This window comes from Streptomyces flavochromogenes (assembly GCF_000717595.1).
Classification (GTDB): domain Bacteria; phylum Actinomycetota; class Actinomycetes; order Streptomycetales; family Streptomycetaceae; genus Streptomyces; species Streptomyces flavochromogenes.
Window position 1 is genome coordinate 82527 of record NZ_JNZO01000024.1, and the last position, 26037, is coordinate 108563.

The 26037-nt window shown below is 73.9% G+C and carries 22 protein-coding genes, 1 pseudogene and 1 riboswitch; of the genes and pseudogenes, 10 read left to right on the plus strand and 13 right to left on the minus strand.

The features are described 5' to 3' along the window. Window positions 1-76 precede the first annotated feature (76 nt). Window positions 77-958, plus strand: a pseudogene (locus IF00_RS41615) (AraC family transcriptional regulator). Window positions 959-963: 5 nt separating this feature from the next. On the opposite strand, the gene IF00_RS0127645 reads toward IF00_RS41615, so the two are convergent. Then, window positions 964-2331, minus strand: coding sequence for an MFS transporter (locus IF00_RS0127645; RefSeq protein WP_030322597.1), 1368 nt, complete (start codon window positions 2329-2331; stop codon window positions 964-966). Window positions 2332-2403: 72 nt separating this feature from the next. Here IF00_RS0127645 and IF00_RS0127650 point away from each other — a divergent pair, with 72 nt between their 5' ends. The 4 genes from IF00_RS0127650 (at window position 2404) to IF00_RS0127665 (ending at window position 5955) form a co-directional block, all read left to right on the plus strand. Further along, complete coding sequence (locus IF00_RS0127650) at window positions 2404-3507, plus strand: GlxA family transcriptional regulator (RefSeq protein WP_051820642.1); 1104 nt, start codon at window positions 2404-2406, stop codon at window positions 3505-3507. A 6-nt stretch (window positions 3508-3513) separates the two neighbouring features. Then, a complete protein-coding gene (locus IF00_RS0127655; RefSeq protein ID WP_030322604.1) occupies window positions 3514-3990 on the plus strand; it encodes a GNAT family N-acetyltransferase in 477 nt (158 codons plus the stop codon). Between the two features lie 71 nt (window positions 3991-4061). Further along, window positions 4062-4769: a DsbA family oxidoreductase gene (locus IF00_RS0127660; RefSeq protein ID WP_030322608.1), complete on the plus strand. Its 708-nt coding sequence runs from the start codon at window positions 4062-4064 to the stop codon at window positions 4767-4769. A 127-nt stretch (window positions 4770-4896) separates the two neighbouring features. Further along, a complete protein-coding gene (locus IF00_RS0127665; protein ID WP_030322610.1) occupies window positions 4897-5955 on the plus strand; it encodes an aminotransferase class V-fold PLP-dependent enzyme in 1059 nt (352 codons plus the stop codon). Between the two features lie 101 nt (window positions 5956-6056). On the opposite strand, the gene IF00_RS0127670 is transcribed toward IF00_RS0127665, so the two are convergent. Further along, a complete protein-coding gene (locus tag IF00_RS0127670) occupies window positions 6057-6566 on the minus strand; it encodes a MarR family winged helix-turn-helix transcriptional regulator (protein WP_030322615.1) in 510 nt (169 codons plus the stop codon). 116 nt (window positions 6567-6682) lie between these two features. On the opposite strand from IF00_RS0127670, the gene IF00_RS0127675 reads away from it, so the two are divergent. After that, the gene (locus IF00_RS0127675) at window positions 6683-7750 is read left to right on the plus strand and encodes an alkene reductase (protein WP_030322617.1); all 1068 of its coding nucleotides are present in this window, start codon (window positions 6683-6685) and stop codon (window positions 7748-7750) included. Window positions 7751-7869: 119 nt separating this feature from the next. On the opposite strand, the gene IF00_RS0127680 is transcribed toward IF00_RS0127675, so the two are convergent. Next, on the minus strand, window positions 7870-8973 hold the full coding sequence (locus IF00_RS0127680; protein WP_030322619.1) for a pyridoxal-phosphate-dependent aminotransferase family protein: 1104 nt from the start codon (window positions 8971-8973) through the stop codon (window positions 7870-7872). A gap of 106 nt (window positions 8974-9079) precedes the next feature. Between IF00_RS0127680 and IF00_RS0127685 the strand changes: the two genes are divergently transcribed. Further along, window positions 9080-10165, plus strand: a complete 1086-nt coding sequence (locus tag IF00_RS0127685) for an amidohydrolase family protein (protein ID WP_030322621.1) — start codon at window positions 9080-9082, stop codon at window positions 10163-10165. A 24-nt stretch (window positions 10166-10189) separates the two neighbouring features. Here the strand turns inward: IF00_RS0127685 and IF00_RS0127690 are convergent, their stop codons facing one another. Both IF00_RS0127690 and IF00_RS0127695 read right to left on the minus strand, forming a co-directional pair. Next, a complete protein-coding gene (locus tag IF00_RS0127690; protein ID WP_030322623.1) occupies window positions 10190-10759 on the minus strand; it encodes a GNAT family N-acetyltransferase in 570 nt (189 codons plus the stop codon). Beyond that, on the minus strand, window positions 10756-12933 hold the full coding sequence (locus IF00_RS0127695) for a penicillin acylase family protein (RefSeq protein WP_030322625.1): 2178 nt from the start codon (window positions 12931-12933) through the stop codon (window positions 10756-10758). The genes IF00_RS0127690 and IF00_RS0127695 overlap by 4 nt, the downstream gene beginning before the upstream one ends. A 93-nt stretch (window positions 12934-13026) precedes the next feature. Here IF00_RS0127695 and IF00_RS0127700 point away from each other — a divergent pair, with 93 nt between their 5' ends. Together IF00_RS0127700 and IF00_RS0127705 are read left to right on the plus strand one after the other, a co-directional pair. Further along, window positions 13027-13746: a siderophore-interacting protein gene (locus tag IF00_RS0127700; protein ID WP_030322633.1), complete on the plus strand. Its 720-nt coding sequence runs from the start codon at window positions 13027-13029 to the stop codon at window positions 13744-13746. A 311-nt stretch (window positions 13747-14057) separates the two neighbouring features. After that, entirely contained in the window at window positions 14058-15056 is a 999-nt protein-coding gene (locus IF00_RS0127705) for an SCO1860 family LAETG-anchored protein (RefSeq protein ID WP_030322634.1), read from the plus strand. A gap of 164 nt (window positions 15057-15220) precedes the next feature. Here IF00_RS0127705 and cobC read toward each other — a convergent pair whose 3' ends face one another. After that, complete coding sequence (gene cobC, locus IF00_RS0127710) at window positions 15221-16777, minus strand: Rv2231c family histidinol phosphate aminotransferase CobC (protein ID WP_078944871.1); 1557 nt, start codon at window positions 16775-16777, stop codon at window positions 15221-15223. Between the two features lie 21 nt (window positions 16778-16798). Between cobC and IF00_RS0127715 the strand changes: the two genes are divergently transcribed. Further along, the gene (locus IF00_RS0127715; protein WP_030322643.1) at window positions 16799-17527 is read left to right on the plus strand and encodes a ZIP family metal transporter; all 729 of its coding nucleotides are present in this window, start codon (window positions 16799-16801) and stop codon (window positions 17525-17527) included. 2 nt (window positions 17528-17529) lie between these two features. Here the strand turns inward: IF00_RS0127715 and IF00_RS0127720 are convergent, their stop codons facing one another. The 7 genes from IF00_RS0127720 to IF00_RS0127750 all read right to left on the minus strand — a co-directional run bounded on the left by IF00_RS0127720 (window position 17530) and on the right by IF00_RS0127750 (window position 25857). Next, entirely contained in the window at window positions 17530-18942 is a 1413-nt protein-coding gene (locus IF00_RS0127720; RefSeq protein WP_030322645.1) for a cobyrinic acid a,c-diamide synthase CobB, read from the minus strand. Then, window positions 18936-19544 (minus strand): cob(I)yrinic acid a,c-diamide adenosyltransferase, encoded by a 609-nt coding sequence (cobO, locus tag IF00_RS0127725; RefSeq protein ID WP_030322647.1) that lies wholly within the window; start codon window positions 19542-19544, stop codon window positions 18936-18938. The genes IF00_RS0127720 and cobO overlap by 7 nt, the downstream gene beginning before the upstream one ends. Continuing rightward, on the minus strand, window positions 19544-21610 hold the full coding sequence (locus IF00_RS0127730) for a putative cobaltochelatase (RefSeq protein WP_030322648.1): 2067 nt from the start codon (window positions 21608-21610) through the stop codon (window positions 19544-19546). The genes cobO and IF00_RS0127730 overlap by 1 nt, the downstream gene beginning before the upstream one ends. Before the next feature lie 55 nt (window positions 21611-21665). Beyond that, window positions 21666-23213, minus strand: coding sequence for a cobyric acid synthase (locus IF00_RS0127735; protein ID WP_030322649.1), 1548 nt, complete (start codon window positions 23211-23213; stop codon window positions 21666-21668). After that, window positions 23210-24199 carry a cobalamin biosynthesis protein gene (locus IF00_RS0127740; RefSeq protein WP_030322651.1) on the minus strand — a complete coding sequence of 330 codons (990 nt, stop codon included), beginning with the start codon at window positions 24197-24199 and terminating at the stop codon, window positions 23210-23212. The genes IF00_RS0127735 and IF00_RS0127740 overlap by 4 nt, the downstream gene beginning before the upstream one ends. A 34-nt stretch (window positions 24200-24233) precedes the next feature. Continuing rightward, window positions 24234-24373: riboswitch (cobalamin riboswitch) on the minus strand. Window positions 24374-24402: 29 nt separating this feature from the next. Then, window positions 24403-24576: a hypothetical protein gene (locus IF00_RS45780; RefSeq protein ID WP_158710526.1), complete on the minus strand. Its 174-nt coding sequence runs from the start codon at window positions 24574-24576 to the stop codon at window positions 24403-24405. A 12-nt stretch (window positions 24577-24588) separates the two neighbouring features. Next, window positions 24589-25857, minus strand: coding sequence for an inorganic phosphate transporter (locus IF00_RS0127750; RefSeq protein WP_030322656.1), 1269 nt, complete (start codon window positions 25855-25857; stop codon window positions 24589-24591). Window positions 25858-26037 lie beyond the last annotated feature (180 nt).

Here is a 26037-nt window from a genome sequence, read left to right on the forward strand (position 1 = left end):
CGAGCTCCAGGAGCCGCTTCCGCTTGCCCTCGCCGCGCGTGGTGGCGATCGGCACCGAGCCGATCCGCAGCGCCGTCTGGATCGCGGCCGTCCCCACTCCTCCCGCACGGTCCGCTTCGTGCCCTGGGGATTCCGCCTCTCCCCGAGCAGCGGCGCCGGGTTCCACCTCGTCCTCCAGGGCACCGCCTGGCTCATCCCCCCGGACGGAGACGCCCCCGTCGGACTCGGCCCCGGTGACGTCGTCCTGCTCGCCCACGGCACCGGCCACGGCCTCGCGGACCGGCCCGACACCCCGCTCGTCGACGCCCTGCCGGCCGCCGACGGCTCCTGGCCCACAGCGCCCGACCGGGGGCCCGTCGGCGCCGAGGAGACCCTGCTCCTCTGCGGCGCCTACCAGCTCAGCCGGGCCCGCGCCCACCCGCTCCTCACCGGGCTGCCCCCGTACGTCCACCTCCCCGCCCGGGTCGGCGCCCACCCACGGCTGCGGGCCGCCGTCGACCTGCTCGGTGCCGAACTCGCCGAACCCAGCCGGGATCCGACGCCATCGTGCCCGCCCTGCTCGACACCCTGCTTCCTACCTGCTGCGCACGTGGTGGCCCAGCGTATGCGCCGACCGCTCCACGGGCTGGTCGGCCGCCCTGAGCGACCCGGTGGTCGCCGGCGTCCTCCGGGCCCTGCACGGCGACCGGCCAGGGCATGGACCGTCGAGGAACTCGGCGCCCTCGGCGGCCTCTCCCGCGCGGCCTTCGCGCGCCGCTTCACCGCCCTCGTCGGCCGGTCTCCCCTCGCCTACCTCACCTGGTGGCGCATGACGACGGCGGGCCGCCTCCTGCGCACGGACGACCTCCCGCTCCGCGCGGTGGCCGAACGCTCCGGATACTCCGCGGAGTTCGCCTTCGTCAAGGCCTTCAAGCGGGAGTACGGGCTGGCCCCGGGGCAGTACCGCAAGGGGGCCTGAGCCGCTCAGCGGCCCCGGCGGCCCGGCAGCCGCAGGGAGGCCAGGGTCGTCAGGGCGAGGAAGGACGCGCTGATCAGCAGGCTCGTGCGCAGGGCGGACTCCGTCGACGCGGCCGCCAGGGAGCCGAAGACCGCGATCGCGAGGGCGCCGGCCGTCTGCCGGACGGCGTTCAGGAGGCCCGCCGCCGTGCCCGCGCGGTCCGCCGGGACCGCCTCCATCATCGAGGCGATCAGCGGCGGCAGCGAGAAACCCGCACCCAGGGCGAGCGGGACCAGGAGGAGGGCCTGGGCCAGCCGTGGGGTGTGCGCGTCGACCGTGAGCAGGCCGAGCAGGCCCGCCACCGCGACCGTCTGGCCCAGGACGATCGGCAGCCGCGCCCCGTACCGTGCCGCCACCCTGGCCGAGAGAAGGTTCACCCCGGCGAGCAGACCCGTCATCGGGAGGAACATCAGCCCGGCGGCCAGCGCCGAGAGCCCCAGCACCTGCTGGAAGAAGAGACTGAAGACGAACAGCATCCCGTAGAAGGCCACGCTGTTCGCCGAGCCCGCCGCCACCGCGACCGCCACCGTCGTGTTCCGGAACAGGCCCAGCGGCACCACCGGGTGCCTCCGCCGCGTCTCGATCAGCAGGAAGGCGGCGGACGAGACCCCCGCCAGTCCCAGCGCCCACCACGCCTCCGTACCGCCCTCGATGGCGGCGAAGGTCAGCGCCCCCAGCGCCGTCATCGCCGTCAGCTGCCCCGGCAGGTCCAGCGGGGCGGGCCTGCGCTCCGAACGTGCGACCCGGCTCAGCAGCGCGAGCGCCAGCAGCCCCAGCGGCAGGTTGACGAAGAAGATGCCCCGCCAGCTCCACGCGGTGGTCAGCGCCCCGCCCGCCACCGGGCCGAGCGCCACCGCGATCGTGCCGCCCGCCGCCCACAGCGACACCGCCCGCGCCCGCCGCCCCGGATCGCCGTACGCCTCCCGTACGAGCGCGAGCGAGGCCGGCAGCATCAGGGCCGCCGTCACCCCCTGCACCGCGCGCGCCGCCAGGAGCGCCGGAAGGCCCGGGGCCAGACCGCAGGCCGCCGAGGCGAGGACGAAGACGACGACCCCGATCCCGTACGCCCGGCTCGCCCCGACCCGGTCGGCGAGCGCCCCGCTGGAGAGCAGCAGCGCCGCGAAGGCCAGGGTGTACGCGTCGACCACCCACTGGAGCCCCGACATCCCGGCCCGCAGATCGGCGCCGATCGCGGGCAGCGCGACGTTCACGACGGAGGTGTCCAGGGTGATGAGCGCGAAGCCGAGCATCGCGGCGGCCAGGGCGGGGCCGGGGGACTTCCGGGCGGGAGAAGGGGCGGCGACGGGAGCTTCGGCCAGATCTGTTGAGGACATGCCCCCAGCTTCATGATCGGCGGGGCCGTACAGTAGTGGCCCGAATGCCATATGCCCGGAGGTTCTGGCCACATGACAGCCGAGTCCGCGCCCCCGTCCCGCGTCCGTCGCGTCGCCGTGATCGCCGCCCCGCCCGTCTCGATGTTCAACCTGGCCATCCCCGAGATGCTGTTCGGCAAGGTCGAGATCGACGGCGCACCCGGGTACGAGACGGTCATCTGCGCCCCCGACCCCGGGCCCGTCACCACCACCGGCGGTCTCGACCTCGTCGTCCCGCACGGCCTCGACGCCGTCTCCGGGGCCGACACCGTGGTCCTCGCGGGCAGCGGCTCGTACACCGACCCCGACCCGCGCATCCTCGCCGCGCTGCGCGGCGCCGCCACGGCAGGCAGCCGGATCGCCTCCATCTGCACCGGCGCCTTCGCGCTCGCCGAGGCCGGACTGCTCGACGGACGGGCCGCGACGACGTACTGGGCGTACAGCTCACTGCTCGCCGCCCGCCACCCGGCCGTCGACCTCCAGGACGACGTGCTGTTCGTCCAGGACGGGCCCGTGCTCACCTCCTCCGGATACGCGGCGGGCATCGACCTCTGCCTGCACGTCATCCGCACCGACTACGGCGCCGCCGTCGCCAACACGGTCGCCCGGCTCGCCCTCGTCGCACCCGTGCGGCCCGGCGGCCAGGCCCAGTTCACCCAGACCCCGCTGCCGCCCGAGCGAGGGGTCTCGTTCGCCGCCACGCGCGCGTGGGCGATGGAACACCTCGACGAACCGCTCGGTCTCACCGACCTCGCCCGGCACACCGGCGTCTCCGTCCGCACCCTCTCCCGCCGCTTCCACGCCGAGACCGGGGTCAGCCCGCTCCAGTGGCTGCTGCACCAGCGCGTGGAGCGGGCGAAGGAGCTCCTGGAGACCACCTCGCTCGCCATGGACGGGGTGGCCCGCGCGAGCGGCCTCGGTACGGGGGACTCCCTGCGCCGGCACCTTCTGGGCCGCACGGGGCTCACCCCGAGCGCCTACCGCTCCTCCTTCAGCCGCCTGACGGCCGCGGACGCGCGCTCCGCGGACGCACCCGCTCCCACCCCGCCGGCCCCCGCGCTCACCCCCGCGGCAACCACCCCGCCGGCCCCCGCGCTCACCGCCGCCGCAACCGCCCCGCCCTCCCGTGCGTCCTGAAGAACCATGATCCGACTCGCCACCCCCGCCGATCTCGACGCCGTCGTCGCCCTCCACACCGAGGCCCGCGCCACCTACTACCGCGGGCACCTTCCCGACGCCGACTTCCTCGGCCCCGAGGAGATCGCCCGCTCCCGGGCAGGCTGGGCCGCCGCCGTCGGGCGCGGGGCCGTCCTCTGCGCCGTACGGGACGGGGAGCTCGCGGGCATCGCCGCGTACGGGGAGCGTGACGGCCTCACGCACCTCACCCAGCTCCACGTCCTCCCCGCCCGCTGGCGCGGCGGCGTCGGCACCGAGCTCCACGCGGCCTGCGTCGACGGCTGGCGGTCCGCCGGGGTGACCGAGGTCCGCCTGGAGGTCTTCGAGAAGAACGAACGCGCCCAGGCCTTCTACGCCGCCCACGGCTGGACCCCCGACCCGGAGAACCCGCGTGACGGCGACCACCTCGTGCTCCGGCTCACACTGGGACCGGAAACGGAATGAAATCCGCCGGCGGGTTCGTTGTCGCGACGGAACACCCCGAACCCCCACCGCCGAACCCGGAGAGAAGTCACATGCGCGTCGAGATCTGGAGCGACATCGCCTGCCCCTGGTGCTACATCGGCAAGGCCCGCTTCGAGAAGGGACTCGAGGCCTTCGCCCACCGCGACGACATCGAGGTCGTGCACCGCTCCTTCGAGCTCGACCCGAACCGCGCCAAGGCCGACACCGGCCCCGTCCTGGAGATGCTCGCCGAGAAGTACGGCCGCACCCTCGACGAGGCCCGCGCCATGGAGGCGCACGTCGCGTCCAACGCGCACTCCGAGGGCCTCGGCTACCGCACCGACGGCCGCGACCACGGCAACACCTTCGACATCCACCGGCTGCTCCACCTCGCCAAGGACCGCGGGCTGCAGAACGAGCTCCTGGACCTGGCCTACCGTGCCAACTTCGCCGAGGAGCGCTCCGTCTTCGACGCCGAGACCCTGGTGACGCTGGGCGTCGAGGCCGGTCTCGACGAGGCCGAGGTGCGGGGCGTCCTCGCCGACGACTCCGCCTACGCCGACGCCGTACGCGAGGACGAGCGCGAGGCCGCCGAACTCGGCGCGAACGGCGTGCCGTTCTTCGTGCTCGACCGCCGCTACGGCATCTCCGGCGGCCAGCCCGCCGAGGTCTTCACCCAGGCCCTCGAGCAGGCCTGGCAGGGCCGTGCCCTCCAGACCGTCGGCGGCGACGCGGCGGTCTGCGACACCGACGGCAGCTGCGAGGTCCCGGGCGCGTGACCGCCCCCACACGGACCGGTTCATGATCGCTCGCGCCCCCTCCCACCTGCGGAGATAAGAGCGGCTTGGGGATTCCCCACGATTGACCCCAATTGACGGGTGATCGTGGGGAATCCAGGGTGAGGGCATGGACTCCCTGGAAAAGCCTCTCGGGGGCGCCGAGTTCGCGCCCAAGAACACCTACCTCAACACCTCCGCCTGCGGGCTGCTGCCCCGCCGCGCGATCGAGGCCGTCGTGCTCCTCGCGGAGGAGACCGCCGCCGGCCGCCCGGGCGGCGCCGGGGACTTCGAGATCGTGAACGAGGCCCGCGCCGGCTACGCCCGGCTCGTGGGCGTCGCGCCCGAGCGCGTCGCCGTCGGGAGCTCGGTCGCCGTGCACTGCGGCATGATCGCCCAGTCGCTGCCCGCCGGGTCCGAGGTCCTCTTCCCCGAGGGCGACTTCTCCTCCGTCATCACCCCCTTCACGATCCGCGGCGACCTCAAGACCCGGTTCGTGCCCCTTGAGCGGCTCGCCGAGTCCATCGGCCCCGACACCGCGCTCGTCGCCTTCTCGGCCGTGCAGTCGGCGGACGGCCGGACCGCGGACTTCGCGGCGATCCGTGCCGCGGCGGCCGCGCACGGCGCCCGGACCCTCCTGGACGCCACCCAGTCGGCCGGCTGGCTGCCGCTGCGCGCGGGGGAGTGGGACTACACGGTCGCGGGCGGCTACAAGTTCCTGCTCTGCCCGCGCGGGGCGTCCTTCCTCACCGTCACCGAGGAGGCGCAGGACTCGCTCCTCGCGATCCACGCCAACTGGGTCACCGGCGAGGAGCTGTGGGTGAACAGCTACGGCCCGGTCCGCGAACTGGCCGCCAGCGCCCGCCGGTTCGACGAGCCCGTGGCCTTCCTCTCGTACCACGGGGCGGCCCGCTCGCTTGCGCTCCTGGAGGAGATCGGCATCGATCGGATCGAGGCCCACGTCAAGGGACTCGCGGCCCGCTTCCGCGCCGGACTCGTCGCCCTCGGCCACGCGCCGGTGACGGACGAGTCGGCGGTCGTCGCCGTCCCCGGCCTCGGGGACCGCGAGGACGCGCTGCGCGAGGCCGACGTCCTGCTCTCCGTCCGCGCGGGCAATCTGCGCGCGTCCTTCCACCTGTACAACACGGCGGCGGACGTGGACCGCGCCCTGGAGGTCCTGGCGGGCTGACACCGGGGTACGGCCCCCGCGGGGGTGCGTACGCGCAAGGCCGCGCCGTACGCCCGTGGGGTTCGGTACGCGCGGGCGCCGTCCCTCCCGGGGTGTCCCGCTCAGCAGCCGCGCGGCGGGGCCGGGCACTCGCCCGCCTCGCCCGCCTCCTCGCGCAGGTTGTCCGCCACGAGGCCGAGGAGCCGCTGCAGCTCGGCCCGGTCGTCCGGGGCGAGGCCACTCAGGGAGGCCTGCTCCAGGTCGGACCAGACGCCCTCGACGCCGGCGCGCAGCGACCGGCCCTCGTCCGTCGCCTCGACCAGGACCGCACGCCGGTCGGCGGGGTCGGGGCGGCGCAGGACGAGGCCGCAGTGCTCCATGCGCTGGAGCATCTTGGTCACCGTCGAGGCGTCGAGGCCCAGGGACTGGATCAGCTCGGACTGGCGGACCGGCCCGCAGTCCCAGAGCCGCATCATCATCATCTCCTGGCCCGGGTAGAGGCCGAGCTCCCGCAGTCGTCGCCCGGCGGCGATCCGGTGCATCCGGGCCACCCGGGCCAGGGCGACGCTGACGGGTCCGCCGTGGGCGGCGGAGGGCGCCGTCTCGGTACAGACGGGGTCGGTTCCTGACATCGCGGGCTCCTCGTGAAGGTCTTCCCACAGATTACCTTGGCTGGCCAAGCAATGGGTTACAGTGACATCCGGACCAGATACTTGGCCGACCACATAAATCTGTGAAGGGGACAGCCATGACCACCGCCTTCGACCCCGTCGACCTCGCAGGGACCCGGCTCGCCAACCGCATCGCGATGGCTCCGATGACCCGCAGCCGCGCCGAGGGGGACAGCCGGACCCCCACCGCGCTCGTCGCCGAGTACTACGCCCAGCGCGCCTCGGCCGGCCTCATCATCACCGAGGGCACCCAGCCCAGCGCCGTCGGCCAGGGCTACCCCAACACTCCCGGCCTGCACAGCGCCGAGCAGGTCGCCGCCTGGCGCGAGGTCACCGACGCCGTCCACGAGCGCGGCGGAAAGATCTTCGTCCAGCTGATGCACGCCGGCCGGATCAGCCACCCCGTCGTCCTCGGCGACGGACTCCACCCCGTCGGCCCGTCCGCCGTCGCCCCCAAGGGCCGGCTCTTCGCCGGCACCGGCCTCATCGACTTCGTCGCCCCGCGCGAACTCACCTCCGACGAGATCCGCGAGACGATCGCCGGCTTCGCCGAGGCCGCCCGCAACGCCGTCGACGCCGGCTTCGACGGCGTCGAGATCCACGGCGCCAACGGCTATCTGATCCAGCAGTTCCTCGCCTCCGGCTCCAACCACCGCACCGACCAGTGGGGCGGCCCGGTCGAGAACCGCATCCGCCTCGCCGTCGAGGTCGTCAAGGCCGTCGCCGCCGAGATCGGCCCCGAGCGCACCGGTCTGCGGATCTCCCCGGCCAACACCTACAACGACATCGCCGAGACCGACACCGAGGAGCTCTACCCCGCCCTCGTCGCCGCGATCGACCCCGTCGGCATCGCCTACCTGCACGTCACGGAGCCCGCGCCAGAGATCCGCGAGCTGACCCTCGCCCTGCGCAAGGCCTTCTCCGGCACGTTCATCCTCAACCCCTCCACCGAGGGCCCGACCGGCGCCGAGGCGCTGGCCCTGATCGAGGACGGCACCGCCGACCTCGTCGCGTACGGGGCGCTGTTCCTCGCCAACCCCGACCTGCCCGCCCGACTGCGGGCAGGCGGCCCCTACAACACCCCGGACCCGGCGACCTTCTTCGGCGGCGACCACCGCGGCTACACCGACTACCCGGCGCTGTAACCGGAGCGGCCGGAGTGCCCAGGCACCCAGGGCACCCGGAAACGTGAGGAAGGGGCGGGGCCCGACACCGGACCCCGCCCCTTTCCCGTCCCGTACGCGGGCGGGCGTACGCGGATCGATCAGGCCGCCCAGGTCTCCGTGACCGCCCGGCGCGCGCCCTCCAGATCCACCGCGCGGCCCGCCTCGCCCAGCGCGGCGCCCAGGGCGGCAAGCGAGGACTGCACGGCGCCCGGAGTCGCGTCCACCCCGTAGTGGTTGACCCGGATCATCTCCTTGGCCAGCGCCCCGCCGCCCGCGATCAGCGGCAGCGACGGATCGGCGGCCAGCGCCTTCGACACCAGCTCCGAGGCGTCCACCCCGGCCGGCACGCGCAGCGTCGTCGCGACCGGCGCCGCGTCCTTCGCCTCGTACACGTACGGCGCGAGGCCGCCGCCCAGGGCCAGCGCGCCCGCCCGGGTCGCCGCCGCCGCGGCGGCGTGCCGCGCCATCAGGGCGTCCAGACCCTCCGCCTCGATCTGCTCCACACAGGCCTCCAGGGCCAGCATCTCCAGCTGCGCCGGAGCGTGCAGCAGCGTCTTCCGGCCGCCGTCGATCCAGCGCTCCTTCCAGTCCAGGAGGGAGAGGTACGAGCGGCGCGGCGCGGCCGGGTTGGCGGCGAACCGCTCCCACGCCCGCGCGCTCACCGAGACCGCCGACACACCCGCGGGCCCGCCCATCGCCTTCTGCGCGCCGATGATGCACATGTCCACGCCCCAGGCGTCCGGCAGCACCGGCTCGGCGCCGATCGACGCCACCGCGTCCAGGTAGAACAGCGCGCCGTGCGCACGCACGACCTCGCCGATCTCCGCCACCGGATTGGTGTTGCCGGTCGCCGCCTCCGCGTGCACCAGGGACACGAAGTCGATCTCCGGGTGCGCGGCGAGCGCCTGCTCCACCTGCGCCGCCGTCACCGCCGTGTGGAAGGGCACCTCCAGGTCGATCACGGTCGCGCCGCAGTCCCGCAGCCAGTTGCCGAAGGTCTGCCCGTACGGCCCCGTGACCACGTTCAGGGCGGTCGATCCGGCCCGCGCACCGCTGCGGATGCACCCCTCAAGGGGGAGCAGCGCCTCGCCCTGGGTGATCACCACGTCCTGCTCCGTGGAGAGCAGCGCGGCCACCCGCCGCTCGATCGACGCGAAATGCGCGGCGGTCAGCGGGGCCAGGTCCAGGAGCGGATGTGTCACGGTCACGGCGGTGCCTTCTTCGACTCGGATTCGTGCGGGCGGAACTCCGGATCAGGGTACCGAGGGGGCCTCCCCGGCCCGGGTCCCGTCCTCGTACAGTGCAGACATGAGTGATCACGCGGTGCTGCACGTGAAGGGACGGGTGCTCGTCGGCCCCGAGGACGTACGGGACGAGCTGTGGTGCGTCGACGGGCGGGTCACCTTCGACCGGCCCGCCGCCGAGGCGGTCACCGTGGAGGGCTGGGTGCTGCCCGGACTGGTCGACGCGCACTGCCACGTCGGCCTCGACCGGCACGGCCCCGTCGACGAGGCGACCAGCGAGAAGCAGGCCCTCACCGACCGGGACGCGGGCACCCTGCTGATCCGGGACGCGGGCTCGCCCTCGGACACAAGCTGGATCGACGAGCGGGAGGATCTGCCGAAGATCATCCGCGCGGGGCGGCACATCGCCCGCACCCGCCGCTACATCCGCAACTACGCCCACGAGATCGAGCCCGCCGACCTCGTCGCCTACGTCGGCCGCGAGGCCCGGCGCGGCGACGGCTGGGTCAAGCTCGTCGGCGACTGGATCGACCGCGAGGCCGGCGACCTCACCGCCTGCTGGCCGCGCGCCGAGGTCGAGGCGGCCATCGCCGAGGCCCACCGGCTCGGCGCCCGCGTCACCGCGCACTGCTTCGCCGAGGACTCGCTCCGCGACCTCGTCGAGGCCGGCATCGACTGCATCGAGCACGCCACCGGCCTCACCGAGGACACCATCCCGCTCTTCGCCGAGCGGGGTGTCGCGATCGTCCCGACCCTGGTCAACATCGCGACGTTCCCGCACCTCGCCGACGGCGGCCAGGAGAAGTTCCCCCGCTGGTCGGCCCATATGCGGAGGCTGTACGAGCGCCGGTACGACACCGTGCGCGCCGCCTACGACGCGGGCGTCCCGGTCTTCGTCGGCACCGACGCGGGCGGCTCCCTCGCCCACGGCCTGGTCGCCGAGGAGGTCGAGGAGCTGACGAAGGCCGGCATCCCGCCGATCGAGGCGCTCGCGGCCACCGCCTGGGGAGCCAGGGCGTGGCTGGGGCGTCCCTCCCTGGAGGAGGGCGCCCCGGCCGACCTCGTCGTTTACGGCGAGGACCCGCGCGCGGACGTCCGCGTCCTCGCGGCACCGCGCCGGGTCGTCGTCAACGGGCGGGTGGTGGGGTAGCGCCCGCCCACCCGCCCGGGACGATCAGCGCCGGGTCAGGAAGGCCAGCCGGGCCTTCTTCTCCGGGATGAAGACCTCCGGCAGGTCCACCTCGGGCAGCACGACCTCCGGGCCCAGCTCGAACCCGGCCCGCACCATGCGGGCGATCGCCTTCTCGTTGGAGGCGTCCGGCTCCACGACCACACGGGTGTGGTCCCGCAGGGTGAAGGCGACGAGCACGGACAGGAGCCTGCCGGTGAAGCCCGGCTGCGGGGACGTGATCGGCGCCATGAGGAAGTGGGCGCCGACGTCCCCGGGCTCCACCTCGTAGCACTCGCTGACGCGGTCGGCCTCGGGGTTGTACGTCTGGAGCAGGGCGACGGGAACGTCGTCCAGGCTCACCAGGAAGCCGTGGTGGGTGGTGAGCGAGTCGAGGTGCGCGTAGATGTCGCGGACCTGCTCGACGGTGGTGCCGACCATGCCCCAGAAGCGGGACCGCTCCTCGTTGACCCAGGCGTGCAGGAGCGCGGCGTCGCGCTCGGGCTCGACAGGCCGGACCGTGACGGTGCCGAAGCCGTCGATGCTCCGGACGTGAACGGCGGTGGCGGTGGTCATCCCTGCTCCTTGGTGAGGTTCTGCCAGTCGGTGGTGACGGGGGCGAGTTCGCCCCTCAGCCACAGCGGAAGCTGATCGCGGTGGTGCGGGTCGCCGGGCACGCCGGACGCGCCGAACGGCACGATCCAGCCGCTCCGTTCGCGGTCGGCGAGGTCCCAGACGTACCGGGCGGCGGAGGCCCGGGCGCTGCGGTCGGTCCAGCCGGGCACGCTGGACGTGGAGAACACGCAGTCGTGGTCCCCGCCGAGCCCCGGCCACCGCGCGTCGTCGGGGTCGGGCAGCGCCTGCCAGGGCGCGAGCCGGTGGGTCACGCCCCAGGCGGCCGGGGGATCACCGGCGCCGACCTCGTCGAGCGCCTCGCGCACGATCCGGTCGACGTCCGCGGCGGGCACGGGCCCGGCCACGAGCAGGGTCTCCAGGGCGTACGCGACGCGCGGCCCGAGGGCCAGCCAGGGCCGGAACACCTCGGGGTACGGCGCGGGCTCTCGCAGCGCCGCGAAGGCCTCGTGGGCGGCGAACCGGCGGACGACGGCCCCGCGTACGGCGGCGTAGAGACCGGCGTCGGTGCTGTCCGCGTCCATCCGCCGGTCCCAGGCGAGCAGCCGGCCGCGGACGGCGGATGCCGCGGGGGAGAGCTCGACGGGCGAGGGGCCGGAGTCGGTCTGCCCGCTCCCGCCCACCCGCGCCACGGCCGCAAGGAGGCGGGCCGCCGAGCGGTTGTCGGTGTCCCGGTGGACGGCGGTGATGCTCTCCGGGGTCCAGTCCGCCGAGGCGCCGAGGAGCGCGTCGATCCGGTCCGCCCGGTGCGGCGGGGCGAATTCGATGCCCAGCGGCGCGGCGAGGCCCCGGGCGTTGGCCATCACGGCGTGACCGTCCACCTCCGCGCGGGGCAGCGGGGCCGGAGCGTCCTCCCATGCGTGCGCCGGGTCCCAGGCGGGCACGATCCGCAGCGAGTTGGCCCGGTGCCGTACGGGTACCAGGCCGGCGATCCGGTGCAGCAGACCGCCCTCGGTGTCGGCGGCCAGGACGACGTTGACCGGCTCGACCCAGCCGTCGAGGGCCGTGTCCACGTCGGCGACAGTCCGGGCGCGCAGCAGCGCGGGCAGCACCTCGAATCCGAGCCGGCCGGTGACCCGCGGCGGGTACCGCAGAGCGACGCTCTCCCAGGCCGGGGCCGGGTCCTGCGAGGCCGGGTCCTCCGCGGCGCCCTCCGACGCCGCGCCGTCGGGCTCGTCGTCCACCCCGATGATCACCGGACCCCGGTCGGTCTCGATCACCTCGACCACGACCGGCTCACCGCCCGCGACCTCGATCGTCTCGGTGTGCGTCGTCGCCGGGCGCCAGCCCTCGGGGCCGTACGCCTCCACCCCGCCGTCCGGGAGCCGCCGCAGCCGCTCCCGGTAGAGGTCCTGGTAGTCCGACATGGCGTTGGTGATCGCCCAGGCCACCGGCCCGGTGTGGCCGAAGTGGGCGAGCCCGGGGATGCCGGGCACGGCGATGCCCACCACGTCGTACGCGGGGCAGGCGAGCCGGATCTGCTGGTAGACGCCGGGCGCCTCGATGAAGCGGTGCGGGTCGCCGGCCACCAGGGCCGCCCCGCTCGCGGTCCGTCCGCCCGCGACCAGCCAGCCGTTGGAGCCCGAGGTCCCGGGTCCGTCGGTCGCGAAGAGCTCCGTCCACTCCTCGCCGAGCCGCCGGGCGACCTCCTCGCGCCACAGCTTGGTGGGGAAGCCGGCGAACAGGATGTGGGTCGTCAGCCAGACGGCGAGCGGGGTCCACGGCTCCCACCGGCCGGGCGCGAGGCCGGTCTCGGCGAACTCGGGCGCCCGCCCCGCCCCTTCGGCCAGGCCGTCGTTGACCCCGTCCACGTACGCGCGTACCCATGCCGCTGTCCGCGCGTCCTCGCGTTCGAGCCGCTCGAAGCAGCGGCGGGCGGTGTCGGTGAGCCGGCAGCGCCGGGCGAAGGTGTCCCAGCCGAGCTCGGCGGAGCCGAGGAAGGCGGCCGTGGTGCCCTGGGCGCGGTGCCGCTCGACCTCCAGCTGCCATGCCCGGTCGCGGGCGGTGACCCGGCCCTGCGCGAAGGCGAGTTCGTCCTGGTCCGCGGCGCGCAGATGGGGGACGCCCCACGCGTCCCGGTAGACCTCGATGCTCACGGAGACCCCGATCCCGTCCATGTTCCGGACATGGTCTTCGGCCATGTCTTCTACGAATTTCTTAGGTTAGGCTGACCTAAATTAATCTACAGGAGTTCAGGGGAGGGGATTGCGGTGGGTCACGGCTGGCAGGGTGCCGTTCTCAAGCTGATGCGGGGCAAGGACTTCACGTTCACCGTGACGGGGGCCGAGCAGGTCACCGAGGACTACCGCAGGGTGCGCTTCACGGACGGCGGTCTGCTCGCCGCCGCCGGAATCCACCCCACGATGTGGGTCCGGATCTGGTTCGAGAACGCGGGCAAGCCGCACCAGCGCGCGTACACCCTGGTCGACCCCGACCAGGAGGCCGGCACCTTCGGTCTGGAGTTCGCCCTCCACGACGGCGTCGCCAGCCGCTGGGCCCGCGCCTGCGCCCCCGGCGACACCGTCGAGGCGACCCTCCAGGGGACCGGCTTCGACGCCCCGGAGCCGCGCCCCGGACGGCTCCTCGTGGTCGGCGACCCGGCGTCGCTGCCCGCCGTCAACTCCCTGCTCGACGCGCTCCCGGGCGTCCCCGCCACCGTCTGGTTCGAGACCCAGCACGCCTCCGACGAGGAGCTTCCGGTCCGGCTCGACCCCGAGCACCACGAACTGCGCCGGGTGCCGCGCCGGAACGACGGGGCCGACCTCGTCGACCGTGTGAAGGCGGAGCTCCCCGCCCTCGCGGACTCCGACCCGTACGTCTGGATCGCCTGCGACACCACGACCACCCGGACCCTCGCCACGTACGCGCGCAAGGAACTCGCGCTGCCCAAGGAGCGCGTCCACGCGCTCGGGTACTGGCGCGCGAGCTGACCGCCCTCTCCTGACGCGCCGGGTTGACGATCCGTTACCCCGGCGCACGGCGGCTCGTTCACACCCTTCCCAGGGGTGCCGCTGTGTGCCCACGCGTGCGAAAGACGCGGGACGCCCGGGAACGGTTGTGTCGAAAAAAATCGAATATGAACACGGAAACCCCCCTTTGGAGTGAACTCACGTCAGGCGACTGTCGGTTCACTCTCCGTGCGTAAAGATTCCGGTGTCTCAAGTCGCCGAGGCCGCGCCGACCCACCGTCCCCGTGGTGAGCGGCCGGCGACGCCATGTCTCTTGTGGGGGTTCCACCATCTTGAACAGCAACACCTTCCGCATGCCCGTGCGCCGTACCGCCGCCGCCGCGACCGTCGCCGCCCTGGCCGTCGGCCCCGTGCTCCTCGCGGCCCCGGCGGCACAGGCCACGGGCGGCGAAGGGCGCGCCACCGCCGTCGTCCTGCGGACCGGCCTCGACGTCTCCCTCCTCGACAAGACGGTCGACGTGCCGCTGCGGGCCTCCCTCAACGAGGTCGAGGCGCCGGAGACCGAGAACGAGACCGCGCTCTCCGTGAAGGTGCGGGGGGCCGAGGGCGGCAAGCCGATCGACATCCTGGCCGCCGACGTCGCCACCTCGAAGGCCACGGTGGACGAGCAGAAGGCCGAGGGGTACGTGAACCTCGTCAAGGCCCGGGTCCACGTCCCCGGAATCCCGCTGCTCTCGCTCATCGAGGTCCAGAAGGTGACCTCCAAGGCGCTGTGCGAGGTGGGGAAGAAGCCGGTCGCCGAGTCCAACGTCCTCGGCCACGTGACCGTCTTCGGCAAGAAGACCACCCTGTCCACCGCCGGGCGGACCCAGGTCGACGTGCCCGGTGTCGGAAAGGTGACCCTCGACCTGTCCCGCACGTCCACCACCTCGCGTACGGCGGCGGCGACCGCCCTCGAACTCAAGGTGGAGGTCGACCCGCTGAAGCTCGGCGTCGCCGAGGTCAACGGCACCGTGACGCTCGCCGAGGCCACCTGCGAGACGCCCAAGGGCACGGCCCCGACGGAGCAGCCCACCGGGAAGCCGACCGAGCAGCCCACCCAGGAGCCCGGCGAGCGCCCCTCGGAGCAGCCCGCTCAGCAGCCCTCGGTCGAGCCGAGCGACGCCGGCGGCATCAAGACCGACAACGGCGGCACCACGCCCACCCAGAACCTCGCCGAGACCGGCGGCAGCTCCACCACCCCGTACATCGCGGGCGGGGCGCTCGCGCTCCTCGTGGCCGGCGGCGGTGCGCTCGCGCTGACCCGCTCGCGCGCCCGCTCCCGAGGCTGACGGTCCGAGGGGGACGCGCGGGGGCACGAGGCCGGGGGCGGGGCCGGAGGCTCCGGGGGGATCCTCCGGCGGAAGCAAGGGTCCGGGGAGGGCGACGGTGACGACGTCGCCCTCCCCGGACCCTTGTGTGGCGCGGTGCGCGTCGGGCGCCCGGCGGCGGCCGCTCAGCCGCCCATCAGCAAGGCCTGGTCGAGGGCCTGGAGGAAGCGGTTCGTCGTGACCCGGTCCCGGACCGCGATCCGCAGCCAGTTCCGGTCGAGCCCCGGGAAGGTGTCGCCCCGGCGGGCCGCGAAGCCCAGCGACCGCAGCCGCTCCCGGATCGCGTCCGCCCCGTCGATCCGCAGCAGCACGAAGGGGCCCTCCGATCCCGGCACCGTCCGCACCTCGTCGAACTCCGCGAGCCCGGCGAGCAGATGGGCCCGCTCGACCCCGATCCGGTGCGCCGCGTGCTCGGCCTCCGCGAGCGCCGCCCGCGACATGCACGCCTCCGCCGCCACCAGGGCCGGCGTCGACACCGGCCACAGGGGCTGCGTCCGCTCCAGGGCGGCGATCGTCGCCGGCTCGGCCAGCACGTACCCGATCCGCAGTCCGGCGAGCCCCCACGTCTTGGTGAGGCTGCGCAGCACCACGAGCCCCGGCACATCGGTCCGCCCGGCCAGCGACTCGCGCTCGCCCGGCACCGCGTCCAGGAACGCCTCGTCGACCACCAGGGTCCGCCAGGGTCTCGCGAGCGCGGCGATCGAGCCGGCCGGGTGCAGCACGGACGTGGGGTTCGTGGGGTTCCCGATGACCACCAGGTCCGCGTCCTCGGGGACCGCCGCCGGATCCAGCCGGAAACCGTCCTCCTCGCGCAGCAGCACCCGGCCCACCTCGTGGCCGACGTCGCGCAGCGCCGCCTCCGGCTCGGTGAACTGCGGATGCACCACGACGGGCCGCCGCACCGGAAGCGCCCGCGCGATCAGCACGAAGGCCTCGGCCGCACCGGCCGTGAGCAGCACCCGGTTCGAGGGCAGATCGTGCCGCTCGGCCACGGCCGCGCGCGCGGCCCGGCCGTCCGGGTAGGCGGCGAGTCCGGTCAGGGAGTCGGCGATCCGCTCCCGCAGCCAGTCCGGTGGGGTGTTCGTCCGGACGTTGACCGCCAGATCGATGAGTTTCTCGTCCCGTACCTCGGCGTCACCGTGGTGGCGCAGGTCGTGGGCGTCGGTATGCAGGTGCATGTCCATGGCCGCCGTCGTGTGGGGGGTGGGGATGGTGGGGGGTGAGCCAGGCTCGCCAGCGATGTACCCGTGAGTTCGGGGCAACAACCGTACGCCTGGGGCGTCTTCGTTCGGACGAACCGGGACGGAACCGGCCAGAGCGCACGTTACGCGGCGGGCTTTCCGCTTCGGTACGAGCAGCCCGACGGACGTGCCCCCGCCCGCCGCCAGCAGCGCGGCCGCCTCCGCCACCGAGGCCGTACCCGTCGCGGCCAGCGGCCGCGCCGACGGATGCGGCACGGGCACGGCCGCGAGCTCCTCCGCCGTGAACGCCCGCACCGGGACGCCGAGCTCCTCCGCCGCCCCCACGATCCCCGGTTCCGCCGCCCGCGCGTCGAGCGTGCCGAGCGAGCGGACGTCCGCACGCGTCAGCCCCGCCTCCCGCAGCACCGCCTCGACCAGGGCGAGGACCTCGTCCACCGGGACCCCGGCCCGGGCGCCGACACCGAGGTGCGCGGACGCCACCCCATCCGATACCAAAGGCCCATGGCTGTAGTCGTCGCGCTCGGCGCGTTCCTCATGACGCTCTTCGGCGGCTGGGTCGCGGGACGCGTCACCGACCGGCGCCACCTCGTCCTCGGCCTCGCCGGCGGACTCATGCTCGGCGTCGTCGGACTCGACCTGCTGCCCGAGGCCATGGAGGCGGCGGGCGACGAGGTCTTCGGAGTCCCGGAGGCCCTGCTGCTCTTCGTCGGAGGCTTCCTCCTCGCCCACGTCGTGGAGCGGCTCCTCGCCGTACGCCGGGCCGCACACGGTGTCGCGGCCGACGAGAGGGTCCCGCAGGTCGGCATGACGGCGGCGGCCGCGATGGTCGGTCACAGCCTGATGGACGGCATCGCGCTGGGCGCCGCCTTCCAGGTCGGCGGCGGCATGGGCGCCACCGTCGCCCTCGCCGTCATCACCCATGACTTCGCCGACGGCTTCAACACGTACACGATCACCAGCCTCTACGGGAACGCCCGCCGCAAGGCCGTCGGCATGCTCGTCGCCGACGCCCTCGCGCCCCTGGTCGGCGCCGCCTCCACCCTGCTGTTCACCCTTCCGGTGGAACTCCTCGGCAGCTATCTGGGGTTCTTCGGGGGCGCCCTGCTCTACCTGGCCGCCGCCGAGATCCTGCCGGAAGCCCACCACACCCACCCCGCCCGCTCCACCCTGCTGTGCACGGTGGGGGGCGTCGGCTTCATCTGGCTCGTGGTGGGAGTCTCCGGCGGCTGATCTCACCTGCAGTGCTCCACGAAACGCGCGGCGGCGTCCGGGGACCCCGCCCAGTGGGTGTGGACATAGCTGGCGTGCACCCCGTCCTGCACGAAGCCCTCGACCCGCCGCTCGGGCAGGCGCAGCCCCCACGCGGCCCGCGCCCCGGCGCCCGGCTCGATGACCGTCCGGTGGAACTCGTGGCCCCGCATCCGCGCCCCGGCGGGCGCGAGGACGCTGTCGCTCACGGCGACGGCGTCCCGGTACCCGAGGGTGAGCCGCTCGGACATCCGCGCGTCCGCGTCGAGCACCCCGCACATGGGGGTGCCGTCGAGCGACCGCGCGAGATACAGCAGCCCGGCGCACTCGGCGGCGATGGGCGCGCCGGAGGCGGCGAGCGCGGCGACGGCCTTCCGCAACGGCTCGTTGGCGGACAGCTGCGCGCCGTACATCTCGGGGAATCCGCCGCCTATGACGAGCCCGGTCGTCCCCTCGGGAAGGGCTTCGTCCCGAAGCGGGTCGAAGGTGACGACCTCGGCGCCGGCGGCGGTGAGCAGTTCGGCGTGCTCGGCGTACGAGAACGTGAACGCAGCCCCACCGGCGACGGCGATCCGTACGGGGGGCATGCGTTCCGCCGGGGCGACGGGGGCACACCCGGACGGACTCCGGGGGAGGGCGGGTGCCACGGGACCTCCGGCGTGCAGTCGTCCCGCGACCTCGGGCGACCACGCCTCGGTGTGCAACTCGGGCGCACTGCGCGCCAGCGCGAGCAGCGCCTCCAGATCGCACCCGGCACGCACCTGCTCTGCCTGCGCGGCAACCGCCTCCACCGCCGCGGCCTGCCGCTCGGCCACCGGCACGAGCCCCAGGTGCCGCGACGGCGTAGCCACGGCCGGCGCCCGCCGCAGCACCCCGAGAACGGGAACCCCGGACTCCCCGAGCGCCTCCCGCAGCAGGTGCTCGTGCCGGTCCGTGGCGACCTTGTTCAGGATCACGCCCCCGATCCGCACCTCCGGATCCCAGGACGCGAACCCGTGCACGAGCGCCGCCACCGACCGCGACTGCGAGGACGCGTCGACGACCAGCACCACCGGCGCCTTGAGCAGCTTCGACACCTGCGCGGTGGAGGCGAGTTCGCCCTGGTCGGCGGCCCCGTCGTACAGGCCCATGACACCCTCGACGACCGCCAGGTCGCACCCGCGCGCCCCGTGCTCGAAGAGCGGCGCGATCAGCCCCGTACCGCACATGTACGCGTCGAGGTTGCGGCCCGGCCGCCCCGTGGCGAGCGCGTGGTAGCCGGGGTCGATGTAGTCCGGTCCGACCTTGTGGGGCGAGACCGCCAGACCACGGCCGGCGAACGCGGCCATCAGGCCGGTCGCGACCGTGGTCTTGCCCGCGCCCGACGAGGGCGCGGCGATGACGAGACGTGCTACCACTCGATGCCCCGCTGGCCCTTCTGACCGGCGTCCATCGGGTGCTTGACCTTGGACATGTCGGTGACGAGATCCGCGAAGTCGACGAGCTCCTGCGGCGCGTTGCGGCCCGTGATGACGACGTGCTGGTGCCCGGGACGGTCGCGCAGCACCTGGACGACCTCGGCCGTGTCGATCCAGCCCCAGTGCAGCAGGTACGCGAACTCGTCGAGGACGTAGAACGTGTACTTCTCCTCGGCGAGGTCCCGCTTGACCTGCTCCCAGCCCTCGCGGGCCTTCTCCTCGTGCGACTGCTCGCCCTCGGCGACCTCGCGCTGGATCCAGGACCAGCCCTCACCCATCTTGTTCCAGGTGACCGTGCCGCCCTTGCCGGTCTCGCCGAGCGCCTTGAGGGCGTTCTCCTCGCCGACCCTCCACTTGGCGGACTTCACGAACTGGAACACCCCGATCGGCCAGCCCTGGTTCCAGGCGCGCAGCGCCATGCCGAACGCGGCGGTCGACTTCCCCTTGCCGACGCCCGTGTGCACCATCACCAGCGCGCGGTTGCGGCGCTGACGGGTGGTGAGACCGTCGTCGGGAACGACGGTCGGCTGTCCCTGCGGCATTAAGCGGCCCTCCTGGCAGTGGTCTTCCGGTTTCCCTGTACGTCCCGGACGAGGCCGGCGATCGAGTCGGCGCGCAGCTCGTCCAGGGTGACGGCGGTGCCGCCGAGTTCACGGGCGAGCTCCCGGGCGAGCCCGAGCCGCACCGGTCCCGTCTCGCAGTCGACGACGACCGAGGCCGTGCCGTCGGCGGCGTGCAGCCGCGCCGCCCGGGCGGCGAGCGCCACCGGGTCGGCGCCGCCGCCGGTCGCCCGCCCGTCGGTGACGACGACGAGCAGCGGGCGGCGTGAGGGGTCGCGCAACCGCTCGACGCGCAGGACGTCGTGGGCCTTGAGAAGACCGGCCGACAGCGGGGTACGGCCACCGGTCGGGAGCTTCTCCAGCCGGGCGGCGGCCGCGTCGACGGACGAGGTCGGCGGCAGCGCGACCTCGGCGTCGCGGCCCCGGAAGGTGATGAGGCCGACCTTGTCGCGGCGCTGGTAGGCGTCGAGCAGCAGGGAGAGCACGGCGCCCTTGACGGCGCTCATCCGCTGCCGGGCCGCCATCGAGCCGGAGGCGTCCACGGCGAAGAGCACCAGGTTCCCCTCGCGCCCCTCCCGCGTCGCCTGCCGCAGGTCGTCCCGGCGGACCACGAGCCCGGGGCCGGTCCGCCCACGGGCCTTCTGGTGCGGGGCGGCGGCCTGCACGGTGGCGGCCAGGTGCAGCTTGGTCAGCGTGCCCCGGGGGCGTACGGATCCGGTGGTGCGGCCGTGCTCGGTGCGGGCCCGGGAGCGGCGCCCGGCCGCGCCCTCGCCGAGGCCGGGGACGCTGAGCACCTTCGTACGGAAGGGCTCGGCGGCGGCGACGGCGGCGCGCTCACCGGAACCGGCGCTCTGCGGGGCGGGTTCGGGCGAAGGCGAGGGCGCGGGCGCGGGCGGGGAGGTCTCCCCGGGCGCGGGGGAGTTCTCGGCGGCGGGCCCGTCGCTCTGCGGCGGGACACCCCCTCCGGGACCGCCGTCACCCGGACCGCCGTCACCGGGACCGTCGGGATCGGGGTCCTCGTCCGGCTCCTGGTCCTGGCCCTTGAACTCCTCCAGGGTCTCGTCGAGCTTGTCCTCGTCGAGGCCGGGAGCGTCGAAGGGGGAGCGGCGCCGCCGGTGCGGGAGGGCGAGCAGGGCGGCCTGCCGCACGTCCTCGGAGGTGACCTCGGTGCGGCCGGCCCAGGCGGCGAGCGCGGTCGCGGTGCGGGCCATGACGATGTCGGCGCGCATGCCGTCGACCTCGAAGGCGGCGCAGGTGGCCGCGATCTGGAGCAGCACGGCGTCGCCGAGCGTCACCTGGGGGAGCAACGCCCGCGCGGTGACGATCCGTTCGCGCAGCGCGGCCTCGTCCGCGGCCCAGCGGTCGGCGAAGACGGCGGGGTCGTCCTCGAAGGCGAGCCGCCGCCGGACGACCTCGACGCGCTGCTGCGGGTCGCGCGACGCGGCGACCTCGACGGTCAGCCCGAACCGGTCGAGCAGCTGGGGCCGCAGTTCGCCCTCCTCTGGGTTCATGGTCCCGACGAGCAGGAAGCGGGCGGCGTGCCGTACGGAGACGCCCTCCCGCTCGACGTAGGAGGACCCCATGGCGGCGGCGTCGAGGAGATGGTCGATGAGGTGGTCGCTGAGCAGGTTGACCTCGTCGACGTAGAGGATCCCGCGATGGGCGGAGGCGAGGAGACCGGGCTCGAAGGCCTTGACGCCCTCGCTGAGCGCCTTCTCGATGTCGAGGGAGCCGACGAGCCGGTCCTCGGAGGCGCCGACGGGCAGCTCGACCATCCGCGCGGGCCGCTCGGTGCCCGGCGCCGTCCCGTGCGGGCCGTCGGGGCAGCCGAGGTCGGGCGAGGCCGGATCGCAGCTGAACCGGCAGCCCGCGACGACGGGCACGGCGGGCAGCAGCTCGGCGAGGGCGCGTACGGCGGTGGACTTGGCGGTCCCCTTCTCACCCCGCACGAGCACACCGCCGACGGCCGGGCTGACGGCGTTGAGCAGCAGCGCGAGCCGCAGGTCGTCCATGCCGACGACGGCGGTGAACGGATAGCGGGTGCTCATCGGGTGGTCCTCTCCTTCGGTTCGGTTCGCTGATGTCCTGTGGGACGGCCTCGCGTCACGGCGCACCCGGCGGCACGAACGGCAGCCCCGAAGGAGCCCCCTCCTCGATCAACCGCAGCAGCGCGTCCGTGTCCGCGTGCTCCTCGATCAGGTCCCCCAGCCGGTCCAGCTGCTCCTCCCGCAGCGCCCCGAAGGACGTGTCCGGCGCCGGCACGAACCGCCGTCCGGCCGCCGTCGCGACCTCCCTCAGGAACGCCCGCCGGAACCCGTCGCTCTCCAGGGAGCCGTGCCAGTGCGTACCCCACACGGACCCCACCCGACACCCGTCGAGGAAGGGTTCCCCGCCGCGTACCTCCGCGACGCCGTGGTGGATCTCGTAGCCCTCGACCGGTTCCCCGAGCGCCGAGCCCACCGGCCGGGCGAGCGTCTTCTCCCGCGCGAACCGCACCCGTACGGGCAGCAGACCGAGCCCGTCGACGGAGCCCGCACGGGACTCGACCTCGTCCTCGATGTGTTCGCCGAGCACCTGGAAGCCGCCGCAGATGCCGAGTACCGGGCGGCCCTCGGCGGCCCGTCGCGCCAGCGCGTCGGCGAGCCCGCGCTCCCGCAGCCAGGCGAGCGCCTTGACCGTCCCGCGAGTGCCCGGCACGACGACCAGGTCCGCGTCGACGAGCTCCTCCGCCCGGTCCACGAACCGCACGACGACACCCGGCTCGGCGGCCAGCGCGTCCACGTCCGTGAAGTTGGACATCAGAGGCACCGCGCAGACGGCGACCCGCAGCACGTCCTCACCGACCGGCGGCGCGACGACGGACTCACGCACCGCACCCCGCAGGGAGACCCGGAGGCCGTCCTCCTCGTCGATGCCGAGGCCGTGGGCGTACGGCAGGACGCCGAAGGTCCGCCGCCCGGTGAGCCCGTGCAGCATGTCCAGGCCCGGTTCGAGCAGGGTCACGTCACCGCGGAACTTGTTCACGAGGTAGCCCGCGATCAGCTCCTGGTCCTCGGGCGCGAGCAGCGCCGTCGTGCCGAAGAACTGGGCGAAGACCCCGCCCCGGTCGATGTCGCCGACCACGACGACGGGCAGCCGCGCGGCCCGCGCGATGCCCATGTTCACGATGTCGGTGCGCCGCAGGTTGATCTCGGCCGGGCTGCCGGCGCCCTCGCAGATCACGGCGTCGTACGTGCTCCGCAGCTCCTCCAGGCACGCGAGCACCGGCTCGAAGAGCTCCTTCTGACGTCCGCCGCGCAGTGCTGTCCCGGGGGACGACCCCCCGGGCCCCCCGAAGAAGCCGCGGGCGCTGAGCTCACCGACCGGCTTGCCCATCAGGACGACCTGGCTGGACCGGTCGCTGCCGGGCTTGAGCAGGACGGGGTTCATCAGCGCGGTGGGTTCCACCCGCGCCGCCTGCGCCTGCATGGCCTGGGCGCGCCCGATCTCGGCCCCCTCCCTCGTGACGAAGGAGTTGAGGGACATGTTCTGCCCCTTGAACGGCGCCACCTTCAGTCCCTTGCGGACCAGCCAGCGGCAGATGCCGGCCGTCACGACGCTCTTGCCGGCGTCGGACGTGGTCCCGGCGACGAGCAGTCCCCCACCCCTCATGCGTTCCTCCGCTTCCGGGTCGACGCCGCCAGGGCGCCGATGATCAGCCGGCCGCCCACACAGGCGGCCAGAGTGAGTCCGGTGACCCGGCGCGACAGGCGTACGGCCCGGTCGATGTCGGTCACCTCGACGGCCCGCCCCTCTCCGTTGAGCACCGGCCGGTGTTCGACCCGGCCGCCGTACGACAGGGTGCCCCCGAGGCGGATGCCGAGGGCGCCCGCGAAGGAGGCCTCGACGGGGCCCGCGTTGGGGCTGGGGTGCTTCGCCGCGTCGGCCCGCCAGGCGTTCAGGGCACCGCGCGGGTCTCCGCCGGCCACGGTCGCGAGGACGGCCGTCAGCCGTGCCCCGGGCCAGCCGGCCACGTCGTCGAGCCGGGCCGAGGCCCAGCCGAAGCGGCGGTGACGCGGCGACTTGTGGCCGACCATCGCGTCGAGGGTGTTGACGGCCCGGAAGCCGACGAGGCCCGGTACGCCCGCGACCGCGCCCCAGAAGAGGGCGCCGACCACGGCGTCGGAGGTGTTCTCGGCGACCGATTCGACGACCGCGCGGGCCATCGCGGGTCCGTCCAGGGACTGCGGGTCGCGCCCGCAGAGATGGGGCAGCCGCTCCCGGGCGACGTCGAGGTCCCCGGCGGCGAGCGCGCCGCCGATCGCGCGGGCCTCCCGTCCCAGGGTCGTACCCCCGACGACGGCCCAGACGGAGGCGGCGGTCAGGGCGACGGCGACGGCCGGCCGGTTCCGTACGGCCCGGGCGGCGAGCGCTCCGAGGGCGACGGTGGAGCCGGCGCAGACGGCGGTGTACAGGGCACCCCAGCCGCGGTGGTCGTGGTGGAGGCGGTTCTCGACCGCGGCGGCCGCCCGGCCGAACGCGGCGACGGGATGTCCGCGGCGCGGATCGCCGACGAGCAGATCGACGGCGAGACCCGCGGCCGCTCCGTACGCGAATCCGTCCGGAGAAAGGCGGCGGGTACTGCTGCGGCCGGGCATGGCGCATGTCCTCACTCAGGGTCCGCGCCCTGGATCGACGTGACCGGCGGCGAGAGTTCCTGGCTCCCGGACCCTTCGGATCCGGTCACAGTGGCGGGACCGCGCCGGATTCGCACCGGACTTCCTCTGCTGCCGCCGTAATGGCCTCGGCAGTCCACCACGGCCCGAGAACAGCCGTCAACTCACCCTTGACCTGCATCGGGTCACTGTGCGAAGCACCACAGACACGGCGGCGGGGCGGCCCGCACCCGAAGGTGCGGACCGCCCCGCCGGTCACGCAGGCCGACGATGCCGAGGCTGAAGAGGCCCACGAGGGCGACGGTCGCCACGAGGCTGACTCCGAAGACGGAGCCGAGAGCTGCCCAGTCGATCTTCATGTCGTTCGTTCCTTAGACCGCGGCGGCGGGGGCCGGGGGAGCGGTCGGGTCGGTGGGGGCCGGCGCGGGGATGGTGGCCTTCAGATCCTCGTCCGCGACGGCGGCGACGGAACCGGCGGCCGGCGGCGGGGTGACGGCCGCGATGGCGGTGGTCACGACGCCCGCGGGCTCGGCGTCGAGGTCGTCGGCGGTGACGTTGTTGTGATCGACCGGCTTGCGGCGGGACAGCGACCAGATGACGCCCGAGCCGGCGACCAGCAGGACCGCGACGGCGGCGATGCCCCAGGGGCCCTGCTTGGTGAGGAATTCGGCTCCGGCACCGACCACGGCGGCGGCGGGCAGGGTCAGACCCCAGGCGACGAACATCCGGGTGGCGGTCGACCAGCGGACGACACCGCCCTTGCGGCCGAGACCTGCGCCCATCACGGCACCCGAGCAGGACTGGGTGGTGGAGAGGGAGAAGCCGAGGTGCGAGGAGGCGAGGATGACCGTCGCGGCGCTGGTCTGGGCGGCGAAGCCCTGCTGCGGCTGGAGGTCGGTGAGGCCCTTGCCCATGGTGCGGATGATGCGCCAGCCACCGAGGTAGGTGCCGAGGGCGATGGCGACACCGGCGCAGACGATGACCCACAGCGGAGGGTTCGAGCCGGGGGCGACGACCCCCTGGGTGACCAGGGCGAGGGTGATGATGCCCATCGTCTTCTGGGCGTCGTTGGTGCCGTGGGCGAGGGAGACGAGACCGGCGGAGGCGATCTGGCCGGCCCGGTAGCCCTTGGCCGTGGCCTTCGCCTCGGGGTTGGCCTTGATCTTGTACGTCAGCCTGGTGGCGGCCATCGCGGCGAGGCCGGCGACGAGCGGCGCGGCGACGGCCGGGATGAGGACCTTGGTGACGATGGTCGGGCCGTTCACGGCCGACCAGCCGGCCGACATGACCGCGGCGCCGATGAGGCCGCCGAAGAGGGCGTGGGAGGAGCTGGACGGGAGTCCGAGCAGCCAGGTCAGGAGGTTCCAGAGGATGGCGCCGACCAGCGCGGCGAAGATCACCTCTGTACGAATGCCCTCTTCGTTGATGATCCCGCCGGAGATCGTCTTGGCGACCTCCACGGACAGGAACGCGCCGACGAGGTTCAGCACGGCGGACATGGCCACCGCCGTCTTCGGTTTGAGAGCACCGGTCGAGATGGTCGTCGCCATCGCGTTCGCGGTGTCGTGGAAACCGTTCGTGAAATCGAACACGAGAGCTGTCACGACCACAATGGCGAGCAGCAGCGTGATGTGTTCCATTTACCCAGGCAATCGTTTGAGGTCAGTGGCTGGACGAACGTAAGCAACCTGAGTGAACGGAAGGTGAACTGGGTCGGGCGCTGTGGTGTCCCAATTCGGCGTCAAGAGATTCCGGTTACGGCTCCGGCCGCCGAGCTGTCCACGATGCGGTCACCCCGCAACCCCGGGTAATCCAGGTCA

Coding starts and splice junctions, on each gene's coding strand:
- IF00_RS0127645 (WP_030322597.1), bottom strand. CDS start 2,331: ATGTCCTCAACAGATCTGGCCGAAGCTCCCGTCGCCGCCCCTTCTCCC.
- IF00_RS0127650 (WP_051820642.1), top strand. CDS start 2,404: ATGACAGCCGAGTCCGCGCCCCCGTCCCGCGTCCGTCGCGTCGCCGTG.
- IF00_RS0127655 (WP_030322604.1), top strand. CDS start 3,514: ATGATCCGACTCGCCACCCCCGCCGATCTCGACGCCGTCGTCGCCCTC.
- IF00_RS0127660 (WP_030322608.1), top strand. CDS start 4,062: ATGCGCGTCGAGATCTGGAGCGACATCGCCTGCCCCTGGTGCTACATC.
- IF00_RS0127665 (WP_030322610.1), top strand. CDS start 4,897: ATGGACTCCCTGGAAAAGCCTCTCGGGGGCGCCGAGTTCGCGCCCAAG.
- IF00_RS0127670 (WP_030322615.1), bottom strand. CDS start 6,566: ATGTCAGGAACCGACCCCGTCTGTACCGAGACGGCGCCCTCCGCCGCC.
- IF00_RS0127675 (WP_030322617.1), top strand. CDS start 6,683: ATGACCACCGCCTTCGACCCCGTCGACCTCGCAGGGACCCGGCTCGCC.
- IF00_RS0127685 (WP_030322621.1), top strand. CDS start 9,080: ATGAGTGATCACGCGGTGCTGCACGTGAAGGGACGGGTGCTCGTCGGC.
- IF00_RS0127690 (WP_030322623.1), bottom strand. CDS start 10,759: ATGACCACCGCCACCGCCGTTCACGTCCGGAGCATCGACGGCTTCGGC.
- IF00_RS0127695 (WP_030322625.1), bottom strand. CDS start 12,933: ATGGACGGGATCGGGGTCTCCGTGAGCATCGAGGTCTACCGGGACGCG.
- IF00_RS0127715 (WP_030322643.1), top strand. CDS start 16,799: ATGGCTGTAGTCGTCGCGCTCGGCGCGTTCCTCATGACGCTCTTCGGC.
- cobO (WP_030322647.1), bottom strand. CDS start 19,544: ATGCCGCAGGGACAGCCGACCGTCGTTCCCGACGACGGTCTCACCACC.
- IF00_RS0127730 (WP_030322648.1), bottom strand. CDS start 21,610: ATGAGCACCCGCTATCCGTTCACCGCCGTCGTCGGCATGGACGACCTG.
- IF00_RS0127735 (WP_030322649.1), bottom strand. CDS start 23,213: ATGAGGGGTGGGGGACTGCTCGTCGCCGGGACCACGTCCGACGCCGGC.
- IF00_RS0127740 (WP_030322651.1), bottom strand. CDS start 24,199: ATGCCCGGCCGCAGCAGTACCCGCCGCCTTTCTCCGGACGGATTCGCG.
- IF00_RS45780 (WP_158710526.1), bottom strand. CDS start 24,576: ATGAAGATCGACTGGGCAGCTCTCGGCTCCGTCTTCGGAGTCAGCCTC.
- IF00_RS0127750 (WP_030322656.1), bottom strand. CDS start 25,857: ATGGAACACATCACGCTGCTGCTCGCCATTGTGGTCGTGACAGCTCTC.